Consider the following 13,824-nt stretch of genomic DNA (forward strand, 5'->3'; position numbering starts at 1 on the left):
CGTATCCAGACGGTCTGTCTGGTGCGCCGTTTTTTCCATCGTGCTGTCAGCGATTTCATTTCGGGGATTAAAGAGAGAGCCATGAATCGATTGATCCGCAAGAGCGCCCTGGCGCTTGCGTTGGCGGCGACGTTCGCCGGCGGCGCCAACGCGCAGTCCACCACCGGCAGCATCGTCGGCAGCGTGACCGAAGGCTCCGGCAAGACCGTGCTGGTGGAAAACAACAGCGGCTTCAGCCGCGAAGTGCCGGTGGATGATCGCGGCCGCTACGCGGTGGGCAACCTGCCACTGGGCACCTACAAGGTCACGGTGAAGCAGGGCGGGGCGTCCGTCGAAACCCGCGACAACGTTGGCCTCATCGTGGGCGCGAGTACCGACGTGTCCTTCGCCGGCGCCGGTGGCGTGCAGACTTTGGACGGCGTCACCGTCAGTGCCATGAGCGTGTCCCCGATCGACGTAACCAGCGTGGACACGCGCACCGTGGTCACCGCCGAGCAGCTGCAGCAGCTGCCGCTGGGGCGTAGCGCCGAGGCCATCGCGCTGCTGGCGCCGGGCGTGGTGGTCAACAGCGGTGGCTACGACAATGGCCCGCTGGGCGGCGCGCTGCCCAGCTTCGGTGGCTCGGCCGCTTCCGAAAATGCGTACTACCTCAACGGCTTCAATACCACTACGGCGAGCAACAGCCTGGGCGGCCTGACCCTGCCTTACGGCGCGATCGACCAGCAGGAGATATTCACCGGCGGCTACGGCGCGCAGTATGGTCGCAGCAATGGCGGGGTGATCAACCAGATCGGCAAGCGCGGCACCAACGAGTGGCACTTCGGCACGGCGGTGATCTGGGAGCCGAACGGCCTGAAGACCAGGCAGAAGGATCTGTACTGGCGCCCGGACAGCCAGACCCTGGACGTCGACAATACCGCCTATGACTACGCCAGGGCGGTCAACGGCCTGTACCAGCCGTCCAGCGAAACCAAGGCCAACCTGACCACTTACAGCGCTTATGTCGGTGGCCCGATCATCCAGGACAAGCTGTTCTTCTTCCTGGCTGCAGAGAAGGTCGATTCCGATGGCACCCGCATCGACTCCAATCGCGACTCGGACAACGGCAGCGCCGGCGGCCTGACCGACTACGACTATGAGCAGAAACGCTGGTATGCCAAGGTGGATTGGTACATCACCGACAATCACCTGCTGGAAGTGACTGGCGCCAGTGACGAATCCGAGACCCGCGGCGGCATCTATCGCTACGACTATATCAACCGCGAGCGCGGCGCCTACGTTACCGACGAATCGAAGTGGAAGACCGGGCCGACGCTGTTCACCGGCAAGTACACCGGTTACTTCGGCGACAACATCACCTTGACCGCGCTGTACGGCAAGATGACGACGCCCGACGAACTGACGCCGTTCAATTACGATGCGGCAAACGGCGCGCTGATCAGCAGCGCGGCGCTCCAGAATCCGGCCTACACCGGCGGCTCGCCGCTCATCGGCAACCAGCGGGTCAGCTCGGTCAGTTCGCCCGACCGCGAGTACAAGAAGGACAACCTGCGGTTGAACCTGGAGTGGCGCATCGGCGACCACGCGCTGAGCTTCGGCGTGGACAACCAGAAGTCAGAGGGCATCGACGTCGGCTCGATCCTGTCCGGCCCTGGCTATTCGTGGACCTACGGCCGCACCAACGACCCGTACGGCCTGGAGACCGGTGGCCTTATCAGCCAGTCGGCCAACGAGGCCGGTGGCGTCGGCGCGCCGAGCCCGGCGCTGGTCGATCCGGCCTACGGCGCGGGCGGCTATTACGCCATCCGCACCGTCAACACCAGCCTGTACTCCTACGAGGCCAAGCAGAAGGCGTACTACATAGAGGACAAGTGGCAGCTCACCGACAACCTGCTGCTCAGCCTGGGCCTGCGCAAGGACGAGTTCACCAACTACACGCCATTCGGCCAGGCCTACATCAACGTCGATGACGCCTGGGCGCCGCGCCTGGGCTTCAGCTGGGACGTGTTCGGCGACTCCAGCCTGAAGGTGTTCGGCAACGTCGGCCGCTACTACCTCGGCCTGCCGCTGTCGCCGGTGGGGCTGTTCACTCCGGCGGTCAACACCGATACCTACTTCACCTACAGTGGCATCAACGCGGACGGTACGCCGATCATTTCCGAGCAGCTGGGCTCGGCGGTATCGGCCAACTCGCGCTTCGGCAACATCGCCGACGTGCGCACCGCGGTGGCCAAGGACATCGAGGGCGAGAACCAGGACGAGATCATCCTGGGCTTCACCAAACAGCTGGAGAGCGGCTGGGTGTTCGGCATGCGCGGTACCCATCGCCGACTGAACGCCGGCATCGACGACCAGAACTACGATGTCTCCAACACTGCGCTGATCGAGGCGGCCGCTGCGCAGGGCGTAACGATCGACTGGTCGAAGGTATCCGGCGGCGCGCTGATCAATCCCGGCAAGACGAACACCTGGGGCGTGATCGGGACCGACGGCGAATTCCACGAGGTCGATGTGACGCGTGGGGCAGCGGGATTCCCGAAGCTCAAGCGCAACTACTCGGCTGTCGAGTTCAACCTGGAGCGCCCATTCGATGGCAAGTGGTACGCCAAGGCCAACTATGTCTGGTCGCACAGCTACGGTACCACCGAGGGCCAGCTGCGCTCGGACCTGTGGCGTACGGGCGGCGCGCTCGGCAGCTACCAGGGCCAGGCCGCAGTCTCCACCACCCAGAGCTGGGACCATGCCGCGCTGATGGAGCATTTCAACGGTGACCAGTCCAACGACCATCGCCACCAGCTCAAGCTGTACGGTTATTACCAATGGACCCGTGAGTGGGGCACTTCGGCGAACTTCAGCCTGATCTCGGGCGCGCCGCGCAACTGCCTGGGCAACTACTACGGCGACAACTATGAGGGCACCGACCCGGCCGGCTATGGCGGCAGTGCGATCACCGGTGGTCCGTATCACTTCTGCTACAACCCGGAGACCGGTACCGGCACGCCGTCGCCCCCGGGTTCGCACGGGCGCCTGGGCTGGATGGCCCAGCTCGACCTGGGCGTGACCTACAAGCCCTCATTCGCCGACGGCAAGCTGGCAGTCCGCCTGGACGTGTTCAACGTGACCAACGAGCAGACCGAGAGCAACATCTATCCGTTCTCGCAGCTGCCGGACGGCTCGGTGAACCCGTTGTGGAACCAGACGGTGGCGTATCAGACGCCGCGCAACGCCCGCTTGACGGTCAGCTACGACTTCTGAGCATTCGCCCCGGCCTGCCTTCGTGGCGGGCCGGGGTTGAGCCGGCTGGCCACGACTGGACGATCACCAATATCAAGCCTGGGTACGTCGACCTGCGAAAACAGCTTCCCGCGCTACTCAATGGCCGGGGTAGTGCCCACCCGCGATGTCTTCCAACAGCGTGGCATGTGTCGGCTCCCAACCCAACAACGAACGGGTGCGTGCGCTGGACGCCGGGGCATCAGCACCGAAGAACATGCCAAGCCAGTCGAAGTGCTGCTGTGCACGTTCGACCGGAATCGACTCCACTGGCACGTCCAGGAACTGACCCAGCGCCGTTGCAATGTCGCGCGTGGCTATCCCTTCTTCGGCGACGGCGTGCAGTACGCTGCCCGGGGGAGCCTTGTCGATTGCGAGTCGTACGAGCTTGCCTGCGTCGAGCCGGTTCACCGCCGGCCAGCGATTATGGCCCTCGCCCAGGTAGGCCGAAACGCCTTTCTCGCGGGCAATTCGCGCCAGTACTGCCACGAACCCGTGGTCGCCCCCAGCGCCGTGCACTGTCGGGGCCAGGCGCAGGACCATCGATCGTATGCCGCGGTCGGCCAAACCAACCGTATAGGTCGCGTTGGCGATGCGAGGATGGACCGAGACATTCGGTATGTCGTCCTCTCTACCCACACGACCAGGTGCCAGCCCAAGTGTTCCCGAGGCGATCAGTAAAGGACCGCCGGTGCCCTGCAGCACGTCCGCGAAGACTTCGATGGCAGCGCGATCAGTCTGTGCGGCTGCCGCCATTTGCGAGAAGTCATGGTTGTAGCCAAGGTGCACCACGCCTTCGGCTTGTGCCGCCGCGCTTCTCAGGCTGGCAAGGTCGTCGAGGCTGCCACGCACCGCCTCAGCGCCGAGTTGGGTGATCTTTGCGGCGGCTTCGTCATTCCGGGCAAGGCCGAGGACCTGATGTCCTGCAGAAACAAGCTCTTTGACGCTTGCCGAGCCGACCCAGCCCGAGGCGCCAGTGACGAGGATTCGCATGGATTGCTCCGTTGATGTCATGTTGTGACATCATCATAAACCTATGATGTCACTCTGTGTCAACACTAGGGTGAAAATATGGGTCGGTGGGAACCGGATGCCGAGAGCCGCTTCCGTGCTGCGGCCATTGAATTGTTTGGAGAGATTGGCTACGAGCAAACGACCGTGGCGGCCATAGCGGAGCGCGCGGGGCTGACCTCCCGTACCTTTTTTCGCTACTTTTCCGACAAGCGCGAAGTGCTTTTCAATGGCACCAAACCTCTTCAGGAGGCGATGTTGGAAGCGTTGTCCCAGGCCCCGGCGGAGGCGTCTCCACTAGAAGCGATTACGGCCGCCTTGCTGAAGGCTGGTGATTTCTTTGATGACGATCGCCGCCCGTTCGCGCGCCAACGCAGCAAGGTGATCGCGGCCAATGCGGAGCTGCGCGAACGCGAGCTGATGAAGTTGGCGACACTGTCTGCGATGCTCGCGCAGGCGCTACGCGAACGTGGTGCCAGCGAACCTGGTGCGAGCCTTGCCGCCGAAGTGGGCATTGCCGTTTTCAGGACCGCTTTCGAGCAGTGGGTCGGCGATGGTGAGCGATGCGACTACGGCGGGAAAGTGCATGAATCGCTTGAACAGTTGAGGATGCTTTGGGCCAACTGACGGCCTTTCTCCTGCGCATCAACATCGAACGGACTCCACTCCGTGGCCGAGGCTCGCCTCGGCCACGTGTATCTGCACTAGCTCGGATTCATGCTGGCAAAGAGGGCATCGTAGCTACCATCTCGTTCAGCCCAGCGTCGGGCATGGTCGCGTTCAAGCAGGATCTCGCCGCGGGGATGATCGAGTTGCTCCAGCTTCTGCATTACCTGTGCGATGTAGTCGGCAATGGGCATGGCGCGGGGATCTTCGGCCTGGTGCGCGCCGGTGAGTTCGGTTTGCACGTAGGGCGGGGATAGTTCCAGGACTTCCACCGGGACCTGTTTCAGCTGATGGCGTAGTGATATCAGCCAGGAGTGCAGGAATGCCTTGCTGGCGCAGTAGGTGGGGAAGCTTGCCAGCGGCAGGAAGGCCAGCGCCGAACTCATTGCCATGAAGGTTGCATCGGGGCGCATTTGCAGCGTGGGCAGGAAGGCGCTGGCCACCCGCAGCACGCCCACTATGTTGGTCTGGACGATGGCTTCGGCATCGCTCCCATCCCAGTGTGGGTCCGTCACATCTTCCGCGCGGGAGATGCCGGCATTGGCAATAAGCACGTTGAGATCGGGAAAACGGGTCTGGACGTCGCTCACAACGCGAGGCAGCGAGCTGGGATCCTCAAGGTCAAGCGTGATGCCGATGAGGCCGGGACGACGCGAGCTGATCTCATCGAGCAGGGCCTGGCGCCGCCCGGTGATGATGACGCGGTTGCCGCGGTCGTGGAAGGCTTCGGCAAGCGCGCGGCCGATACCGCTGCTGCCGCCAGTGATCAAAATGGTGTTGTCAGTCATCTTCATGGTGGTTACTTTTCCATCAGCGTGTTCAGGGAAAAGGCCACGGCAACGCGACTGTTCCAGCCGAAATGGCGCCCATGGATACGCATGCAAAGCCATGCAGGCGAACAGCTTGAACAGTTGAAACAGGGGGGCGAGGGCGCTGCCGTAAGCCAGTGTCCGAGTTCCCTCTGCTGAGGCCCACTCGGTATTGGGCGCGTTGGATGACGATAACGCCTGCGGCAATGCCAGGAAGAGATTGGCAGCGCGGCGGAATATAACGTCGGCGGCGGGGGGCGTCAAACAGGCGAGATGCTACGGATATCCTGACGTTGTCTGGATGTTTGTTGATCGCTTCGCATACCGAAAAAGTCCTGTCACCAGCACCCATTGGGTGGAAGCGTTGTCCGCTATTAGGCTATAAGAGACGTGTCCCCACCAATGGAGTACCCCTTTTGGCCCTTACCACGCTCAAATTGCTCAACGCCGAAATCAAGCTGCTGGAAGCCCGGAAGAAACTGGTCGAGAAACGTGATGGCGAGGTGCCGAAGGCGCTGGCGGTCCTGCAGAACTACGCCAAGGTACTGACCGAAGCCCAGCGCCGCAAAGTCGCCCAGATCATCGGCCTGGCCTCCGACGGCGCCGCCAGTACCGCCCACGCTGCCAGGACGCCGAAAGCCGCCAGGAGCCCGCTCAAGGGGCGCAAGCTCGGCAAGGTCGTTGCCAAATATCAACTGCCCAGCGGGGAAACCTGGGCCGGTCGCGGTTTGACGCCGCGTGTGTTTACCGCCTGGGCGAAGTCGGCCCAGGGCAAGGCCTGGATCGCGGCGAACCCGGGCGAACGCTTCCCCGCAGCCGGTGCTGCAGCGAAGGCACCGGCCAAAGCGACCAGGAAGGCCGGCAAGGTCGTCAAGAAAGCTGCCAAAAAGCCAGCTGCCAGGAAGGCAGCGAAAAAGGCGGTAAAAAAGGCAGTTCGCAAGGTCTCCAGCAAGCCGGCCAATCGCGCCGCTAAGTGAACTTCCGGAACATTTCGCGCGTGACGCTTTCCAGTTCGCTCTGGATGGCGTCAAACATTTCTGCCTCGATTTCGCCAAACGAACGCGTTTCACCGCATCCGGGGCAGACGACCGGTGCATCAGGCCGCATGTGATCTGAATCGAACTGCTGTTCAGCTCCGCATTTTCCACAGTTGAATGTTGCGGTGACTCTGTCCATTGCAGGCTCCGTGATGGTGATGGGTAGGGAAGCTCAGCGCGATCATGGGGCCGCCCTGGGTTCGCGTTGGCGGTGAATCTGGAAGCGAAAGCCCGAGTAGGTCCAGGCCTGGCTGAACCCGGGCGCGGGCTACTTGGGTGCGCCACGCCGCATTTTCGACGACGAACAGCCCCTGATCCACGAATACCGCATCGCCGCCAGGATCCTTGTTCGTGGCTTCACGCGCCCTGCAAGGTGGGACTGCTCGAATGGGCACCCTATTAGCCGGGGAGGCGGCCCCCATGATGCTTTTACTGTGGGTTCTTGGAACTGCGTCTGCATTCGCGGGCCTGCTTGGCCTGGTGACCGCCGCCGCATGGGCATGGAATGCCAGGAGAAGCTCGGTACGTTCACGAATGGAAGTCCTGAAGGCGGGCCTTGCAGATGGCCTGTCGGTTCCCGCAACCGGGGCATATCAAAACAGCCGCCCCGTCCAGGTCGAGCAGGCCGTGGTCGCGGATGGCTGCGAACTGGCGATGGCATTGCAGGCAGCTGCAATCAATATGAGTGACCTGCAGCAGGGCGCCCCCCTCATCCTTGACGCCTTCGACGCTGAGGAGATAGAACTGGCCGGTGTTGGGCATGGGGGAGCTCCAGACCGCACGGGCGAGGGACGTCCATGATGGACGTGAATGTGTAAGCTTGCCAGCCCCGCCGGGAATTCTCGTGAACGCTTCATAGGCGCGCCGGTTTGTAAGATTTCCCGGCGCTTTCAGACGATCTGTCAATAACGATTTTCAATCATCCGAGCACTGAAGCATCAACAAAGCTTGGATCTGTGCCTGTACTACCCTCCGCGTCTGCACTCTGCTCACTGAAGAATGCTTGCGGCGCCGTGCTCCAAGGAGTCGCCGGTCCCATCATATACACGGACGCGGATTTGACCGCTGGAGCATTGCAAAGTCCTTGATCAGACGTGCGACGTCGATGAGCATTCTCCCTTTCAAATCAAAGGCGAACGCCCAGCGCATCAAGCGTCGGAGTTGTCATCGTCCCGGTAGCCTTGATCCCATGCGCCAACTGGAACATTCGAAGCGCAGATTGCGTTTGGACAGAGAGTGTCCCGTCTATTGCCCCTGGGTCATATCCTTTCGAATATAGGGCCGCTTGCACTCTCATGATCAGTAGTTTCAGTTGGTCCGCATCCCGGTGTCCCGTGCCCTGGGATGGGGTGCTGCTGGGCTGAAGGCGCTGATACGACTGGCCCGGCAGCGTCGTATCCGTTGCAGCTGATGCAGGGTGTTGAAGATTCTGACGGGTAGCATTCGCCCCGCTTGAGTCTGTAGACGCGGGATGGGGGGTGAGCGTCGTTTGAGTGGCAGGTGGCGGTGTGTAGGTTGCGGGCGGCGGAGAATAGGACCTGTAGGAGCTTCCTGATCCCGATGAATGAGATCGATGTGAGCTATGAGACCTGTGAGAGCTATGGCTACGGTGACCCGCATACAGATTGTGGCGCCCTGCGTTCAGAGGGGAGCTGAGAACGGTGGCGTACTTACTGTCCAGCTGGGAGAGCAGAGAGATATCGGAGTTGCCTATCGGTGGCTCTGACGCAAGTGTGCCAAGGGAGGCAGCGCCAACTATGATTAGTGCATTGGACATCACTAGGCATCCTTGATGGGGGTGACGGCGCGGCTGGTCCACGCAGGCGTCACCCAGGAGAAGAACCCGCCGCATTGATCTTTGACGGCGCACGTACTACAGGCGGGGAGGTAATCATTCTTCCAAGTGGAGATGCTCTGTGCAGCGTAGCGCCAGAGGCTCCTGTCGATAGTGCATAGCGGGAGGTTATAGAGCGAGACGGAGATTCCGCCGGAATGTAGTACTTCAACCGCAGCTTCGAGTTGCGCTGCGTAATCTGCCGGGTCTGCCCACAGGTCCCGATGGTGGGCTTTGGCGAACCCAATCGGTTCCACGCCCATTAGGGCAACGTGTTCGACGAATGGCAGGTTGCGGCCTATGAAGCGCGCCAGCTGAGCGAGTCGCTCGAAGGTCGGGCGTACGAGCACCACGCGGATCTCAATGCGCTGCCTCGCCGCATGTAGGGCATAGATCCCGCGCAACGTCTCTGCAAATGCTCCTTCGCTCTGCACCACATAGTCGTGTAGCCCGTAATGGTCGCCGTAGAGGGGTATGCCCCAGCTGAGATTCGGATGAGCACCGTCGAACTTGGCATGAAGTCCCGGATCGCGCAGTCGTCCGTTGGATAAAATGTGCAAATGGGTGCATGGCAAGATGTCAGCGCACTTCCTCACCACGTCCACCAGCCCCTCGCCCAAGAGGGTTGGTTCACCGCCGCTTATCGCCAGCGACGGTTCGGTAGGATCAATGAGCTCAATGAGATCGAACAATTGGCGCACGCGCCAGTTGTCCTGTACATCACGAGGAGGTTGGGAACACATCAAACAATAGCTGTTGCAACGTTCGGTGGCGAAGAGGACGTTGCCATTGTCCCCACGGCGATATCGAACAGCTACTCGTTGCCGGATAGGATCCAGCTCAATGACGTCTCCGGGCCTTGCAATTCGCGTATCGCCCTCGAACTTGATCCATGGAAGACTTTCCGGCCAAACCGTTCCATCTGGAGGGAGCAAGGCGCCCCATGGGATATCGAGAAGAGATGTGCTGATGACCTCCTCAGGAGCATCCCGAAGGTCCAAGGCCATCTTGCCGATGGGAAGGCCTGAGCCCGCGAACTCTTCCAAGCTCATTACCTTCAGCAACGGCGAGACAGCCGTCAACGGCACTCGTGCCTTGGACTCAAGCGGCAACATCACATGGCTCCGGGGTTGAATTCCTCCGTGTGCCCCATGATTCCATCAGGCGCTTGGTAGCCCGGTCTGCCAACTCGTAGCGTTCGAGTAAGAGGTCGAAGAGGCCCAAGTTGCGTTTGCAGAAATCGCTTGTTGGTCTGTGACCAACAGGGTCACCCTGTCTGGCGTAATGCTCGATGGGATCGGCGCCGCAAAGGGGGACGTAAGCGCAGTCAGCACAGGTGGGAAGTGCCTCCGCGACGCCGGCGCCCAACAACAAGGACATGGCAGGTGAGGAAAGCCATGAAGAAATGGGCTGGGAGACATCTCCCAATGAAAAGCTATGGTCCCCCATTGCCGCTAGCATTCGTGCCTCGTCCGACGGGTATACACGCCCGTCATAGTCGTAAATTATGGCGCCCAATCCCGCGCCGGAAGGCGATCGGAGATCGACGTAGCCGTGACCAAACGAGGTGAACAGTTGGGAAAGCAAGAGGGACGCATACGACTCGTCCATCGGATAGCCAGACTTGTTCACCGCGATCAGGTGTTCGAAGGCTTTCTTGTAGAACGCCAAGTATTCGTTTGTCGAATAGCCAGTTCGTTCTGCGGTTTTCCTCGCGAACCCATACGGACTCAATGGCCGCAGCGATATGGAGTTCAGGCCGAGCTTGCGGTACTCATCGATGATGGCTTCTGGGACATCCAGACTGCGTCTGGTGAGAGTCGTGAGGGCAGATACAGCGTCGTCTCCCAAGCGACGACGACCAGCGTCGATGCCCCGCACTGTTCGCTCGTAGCTATCTCGCCCTGGTCGCGGTCGATTAGCGTTATGCAGCCATTCTGGGCCGTCCAATGAAGTTGAAAGCTTGAAGCGGTGCTCAGCGAGGAAGTCCAGTTGGAAATCGGTTAGGTCATGCAGCGTGGAAGCAAGTACGAACCGAAGGCTTCGCTTCTCTGCGCGATTTCGTTCAACGATGAGGTTGGTGATGGTCATCACTTGCTCAAAGTTGAGCAGGGGCTCTCCGCCCTGAAACTCGATGGTCAGCTCGGGGTTTGGCCACTCGAATAATCTGTCAACCGCCTGACGAGCGTGGTGCCCGGTGATGTCGAAGGAAGCGGCGTTTGTTTGTTGGCGAGAGACTTGGCAGTAGTTGCAGGTGTGATGGCAACGAAGGGAGACAACAAAGATATGCAGAGCGGGCCCGCCGATCAGGTAGGACTTTCGACTGCGGTATTGGCTAAACAGCGGAGCAAGCGTGCTCTGATGTGTGCCACCAATAGCTAGATGCCGAGCTTGGAGGTCTGCAAATAGCGGAGAATCGGCAGCTAGTTCATGCCTGATAAAGCGTTCCAAATCCCCCATGTCCATGAGGAGCCAGTCGCCAGCCATCGATGAGACAAAGGCGCGCTCACGATCCCAGGGCAGCCGCCTGAATCGCATCGGCAGCAATCGGTACGGTTGGGGTGGGTTGAAGGTCTCCGGTGGCCTGAACTTCATCACGGTAAACCGTCCAAAGGGCGCGCCTGGGCAAGAGCGGCTTGGACAAGTTCTTGCTGGATACCCTGAGTTTCCGCGCGAACCAAGGCACGTAACTTCTCATCCAGAAGATTGTTGAAGAGGCGCGCTCTAAGGTCGAAAGGGAGATCTTTACCGTGGGCGGCCCGGAAGACAACTACGAGGTTGCCTTCTCGCAACAAAAGCTCAATGGAACATTCGCCTGAGTGCCGATGGGCTGCTCGCGTCACTACCTCGTCGCTGTAAAGACTGCGATCAATGACAAATTCCGAGCTTTCCATTGCCCATCCCCCTTTGGATAGCCAAGCTTTGCATCCTGCGTGCGTGTTGACAAGGTCCCGTGATTATCGGTGCTGGCGTCGTCTGGCGAAGTTGACACGGTCCGCAAACACTTTTCTGAAGAAAACGAGGCCCGCCGCAGCTATTGCGACGAAGGTGAGCCAAGCGAACCATGACCCGACAAGGCTTCCCGCAGCGATTGACATAATCACGGAGACAATGAAGGTGAGGGGAAGTGCCCACCGAGGCGTGCCGTATTCAATTTCTGCTTGGCAGCCCCGACAGACAACGGCGCCCCGCGGGACGTCGTTGTGGCAGAAGGGGCAGGTCATCGAGTCAATCATTGGGGAAGCCATTCCAGGCAGCCGAGTCGGATGTGCTATCGGCCAGCTTCCGGGGAACTTTAGTTGAGTGATGCAGCATGGGCGGTGCGAGTGGCGCGGAACTGGTCAGAGCGAGTGTTGGTGCCCAGGACTGCATGGCTGGACTGCTGCTGCATGGTCGGTTGTGATGGCAAGGGTGCCCCGGTTTAATCGAAGCCCATTGGCATGGCCGACATCTGGTTGGTATTTCGTCGCAGTGCCTTGACATCAGTATCTGTCAGGCCCGCCGCGCTGCTCAACGCCGCCAAGGCGGTTCCGATGCGAACTCGGCCGGCAGGCCGGAGCGCCGACTCCAGGGTGGAGCGAATTTCGATTTCCGTACAGCGGCGATGATGGGTTATACGCACCTTGAGGATGCGATGGATGTCTGCGGGCAAGCTTCGAACAGTTGGCATGGGCAACTGATGCCTCCTATATGGTGGATAAAAATGATGTCATGAGGAGGAAGTAACATCATTGGGCAAGATTGGAGTTCATCAGGAGATTGTCCGCCAAACCCAGCCGCCTTGGCGCTAATGGCGGGTTTCGACGGGCTATTCCGTCATAGAGGGAGAGGAGGGGCAGAACCCATCCCGAGCTCCAATTCGATGGAGACTGCAATGCAATCAGGCCGCATTCGTAACGTGACGCTGGTCTTGGCGATGGCATCGATGTTCACCAGCTGCGCGTCAGCCCCGCCGTCGGGAGATACATCGGGTTCGACAGTTGGCACCGGGGACGCGGGATATCAACAAGCAACGGCTGATAGCCAGCGCATGACGAAGGAGCTGGCTCCTCCCTCCTCAGTGACCGTGCCAGGCAAGCTGCCCGTCTCCGAGCAGATCATCCGCAAGCCGCCAAATGAGCTCGGAATTATCGTCATTCCTCGGCAGGAGCCGCTCTGAGTCGAGCGACATAGTGACCCGTAGTGTCCTGCGTGAGGCATGCGACCAGCGGATCAGCGCAGGCAACTTCATCGTCAGTGCTTGATGCGACCGCTTGCCGATGTCCTGGGGTTGCCCGTGGATGGTCAGTTGGTACGGCAGAATCAAGTTTTCCTCATGGACGCCAACGCGCCCTCTGCGCACGATGACGGTGCTGGCTCGTAGAGCCAGCCGGGATTGGCATCCTGACTCAGGTAATTCCATCGTTACTCTGTTCTTGCCCCTGGGGCACGGCGGAGAATGCACTGCATCGCCAGTCGGTCATACGGCGGGCGATGTGTGGGGATCCTTGATCCGCCGGATTTTCTGATGGTTTTGCCTGCCGGTATGCCAACCCGCATCGCCCGCCACCTTGCGCCTTGGCGCAGGTGGCCCATGCCAAGCGAGGTGATCCATGTCCGCAGAACTCAGCGCCGGCGCGCGCCTGTACGCACTCATCGGCGAGGCCGTGCATAACCTGCCGCCGCGTTTCGTTACCAAGCTGGAACGCATCCTCAAGGCACAGGAAGAATCCCGACGCGGCTACCGCCCCGTGGTCGGCCTGCCATCGCTTCAGCAGCGCACGCCCACGGATGGATCAGCTGCAGACCCGCGCGAGCTGGCAGACGCGTGGCGCTGCGACCTGATGCTGGTTGATCGCAAGCTGCGCGGTCTTGGTGCCGTGCTGGAAGTCATGCAGACGGCCCATCTGGACGTGGGCGTGTATGACGACGTGGAAGAGATGTTGCTGGGTGGCCACCTGGTGGAAGGCCTGCTGGTGGTCGGGCGGGACCTGGTAGCAAGCGCGCGGGATGCCCTGCGCGGAGGATGTGGGTAACCGGTTCGACGGTCGGTGCGGTCGCCACTGTCGCGTCGCTGGCGTTCATCTTCTTGCTGGTGCTGAATTTTGACTGGGGGTGGTTCGCAGCTCCGCTCGTGTGGCCGGTGTATGGGGGCGTGGCGGGTGTGTGCGGCTACTGGTGGTTGTCGGTGATCCGTCTTTGAGGGTGTCCGGTG

14 protein-coding genes are annotated in these 13,824 nt (G+C 60.8%); 5 read left to right on the forward strand and 9 right to left on the reverse strand.

From position 1 onward, the window contains the following. The first annotated feature begins 81 nt into the window (after positions 1 to 81). Positions 82 to 3,255 (forward strand): TonB-dependent receptor domain-containing protein, encoded by a 3,174-nt coding sequence (locus tag H4O11_RS02705; protein WP_182337885.1) that lies wholly within the window; start codon positions 82 to 84, stop codon positions 3,253 to 3,255. 117 nt (positions 3,256 to 3,372) lie between these two features. On the opposite strand, the gene H4O11_RS02710 is transcribed toward H4O11_RS02705, so the two are convergent. After that, entirely contained in the window at positions 3,373 to 4,266 is an 894-nt protein-coding gene (locus H4O11_RS02710) for an SDR family oxidoreductase (protein ID WP_182337886.1), read from the reverse strand. A gap of 78 nt (positions 4,267 to 4,344) precedes the next feature. Here H4O11_RS02710 and H4O11_RS02715 point away from each other — a divergent pair, with 78 nt between their 5' ends. Beyond that, complete coding sequence (locus tag H4O11_RS02715) at positions 4,345 to 4,911, forward strand: TetR family transcriptional regulator (protein WP_182337887.1); 567 nt, start codon at positions 4,345 to 4,347, stop codon at positions 4,909 to 4,911. 77 nt (positions 4,912 to 4,988) lie between these two features. Here the strand turns inward: H4O11_RS02715 and H4O11_RS02720 are convergent, their stop codons facing one another. After that, positions 4,989 to 5,744 (reverse strand): SDR family oxidoreductase, encoded by a 756-nt coding sequence (locus H4O11_RS02720; RefSeq protein WP_182337888.1) that lies wholly within the window; start codon positions 5,742 to 5,744, stop codon positions 4,989 to 4,991. Positions 5,745 to 6,175: 431 nt separating this feature from the next. Here H4O11_RS02720 and H4O11_RS02725 point away from each other — a divergent pair, with 431 nt between their 5' ends. Further along, positions 6,176 to 6,736, forward strand: a complete 561-nt coding sequence (locus H4O11_RS02725; RefSeq protein ID WP_182337889.1) for an H-NS family nucleoid-associated regulatory protein — start codon at positions 6,176 to 6,178, stop codon at positions 6,734 to 6,736. Here H4O11_RS02725 and H4O11_RS02730 read toward each other — a convergent pair. The 7 genes from H4O11_RS02730 to H4O11_RS02760 form a co-directional block, all read right to left on the reverse strand. Next, positions 6,729 to 6,935 (reverse strand): hypothetical protein, encoded by a 207-nt coding sequence (locus H4O11_RS02730; RefSeq protein ID WP_182337890.1) that lies wholly within the window; start codon positions 6,933 to 6,935, stop codon positions 6,729 to 6,731. The two genes, H4O11_RS02725 and H4O11_RS02730, sit on opposite strands and share 8 nt — an antisense overlap. 389 nt (positions 6,936 to 7,324) lie before the next feature. Then, positions 7,325 to 7,558, reverse strand: a complete 234-nt coding sequence (locus tag H4O11_RS02735) for a hypothetical protein (RefSeq protein ID WP_182337891.1) — start codon at positions 7,556 to 7,558, stop codon at positions 7,325 to 7,327. A 364-nt stretch (positions 7,559 to 7,922) separates the two neighbouring features. Then, the gene (gene hxsA, locus H4O11_RS19520) at positions 7,923 to 8,648 is read right to left on the reverse strand and encodes a His-Xaa-Ser repeat protein HxsA (protein ID WP_425505987.1); all 726 of its coding nucleotides are present in this window, start codon (positions 8,646 to 8,648) and stop codon (positions 7,923 to 7,925) included. Beyond that, positions 8,576 to 9,745 carry a His-Xaa-Ser system radical SAM maturase HxsC gene (gene hxsC / locus H4O11_RS02745; RefSeq protein ID WP_182337893.1) on the reverse strand — a complete coding sequence of 390 codons (1,170 nt, stop codon included), beginning with the start codon at positions 9,743 to 9,745 and terminating at the stop codon, positions 8,576 to 8,578. The genes hxsA and hxsC overlap by 73 nt, the downstream gene beginning before the upstream one ends. Next, positions 9,732 to 11,225: a His-Xaa-Ser system radical SAM maturase HxsB gene (hxsB, locus tag H4O11_RS02750; protein WP_246333220.1), complete on the reverse strand. Its 1,494-nt coding sequence runs from the start codon at positions 11,223 to 11,225 to the stop codon at positions 9,732 to 9,734. The genes hxsC and hxsB overlap by 14 nt, the downstream gene beginning before the upstream one ends. Next, a complete protein-coding gene (locus H4O11_RS02755) occupies positions 11,225 to 11,524 on the reverse strand; it encodes a hypothetical protein (RefSeq protein ID WP_182337894.1) in 300 nt (99 codons plus the stop codon). Before H4O11_RS02755 ends, hxsB begins: the two co-directional genes overlap by 1 nt. A gap of 527 nt (positions 11,525 to 12,051) precedes the next feature. Further along, on the reverse strand, positions 12,052 to 12,300 hold the full coding sequence (locus H4O11_RS02760; protein WP_246333222.1) for a FitA-like ribbon-helix-helix domain-containing protein: 249 nt from the start codon (positions 12,298 to 12,300) through the stop codon (positions 12,052 to 12,054). A 204-nt stretch (positions 12,301 to 12,504) separates the two neighbouring features. Here H4O11_RS02760 and H4O11_RS02765 point away from each other — a divergent pair, with 204 nt between their 5' ends. Next, positions 12,505 to 12,789, forward strand: a complete 285-nt coding sequence (locus H4O11_RS02765; RefSeq protein ID WP_182337896.1) for a hypothetical protein — start codon at positions 12,505 to 12,507, stop codon at positions 12,787 to 12,789. A 433-nt stretch (positions 12,790 to 13,222) separates the two neighbouring features. Beyond that, a complete protein-coding gene (locus H4O11_RS02770; protein WP_182337897.1) occupies positions 13,223 to 13,645 on the forward strand; it encodes a hypothetical protein in 423 nt (140 codons plus the stop codon). Positions 13,646 to 13,824: the final 179 nt, after the last annotated feature.

Source organism: Stenotrophomonas tumulicola (assembly GCF_014117215.1).
Taxonomy (GTDB): domain Bacteria; phylum Pseudomonadota; class Gammaproteobacteria; order Xanthomonadales; family Xanthomonadaceae; genus Stenotrophomonas; species Stenotrophomonas tumulicola.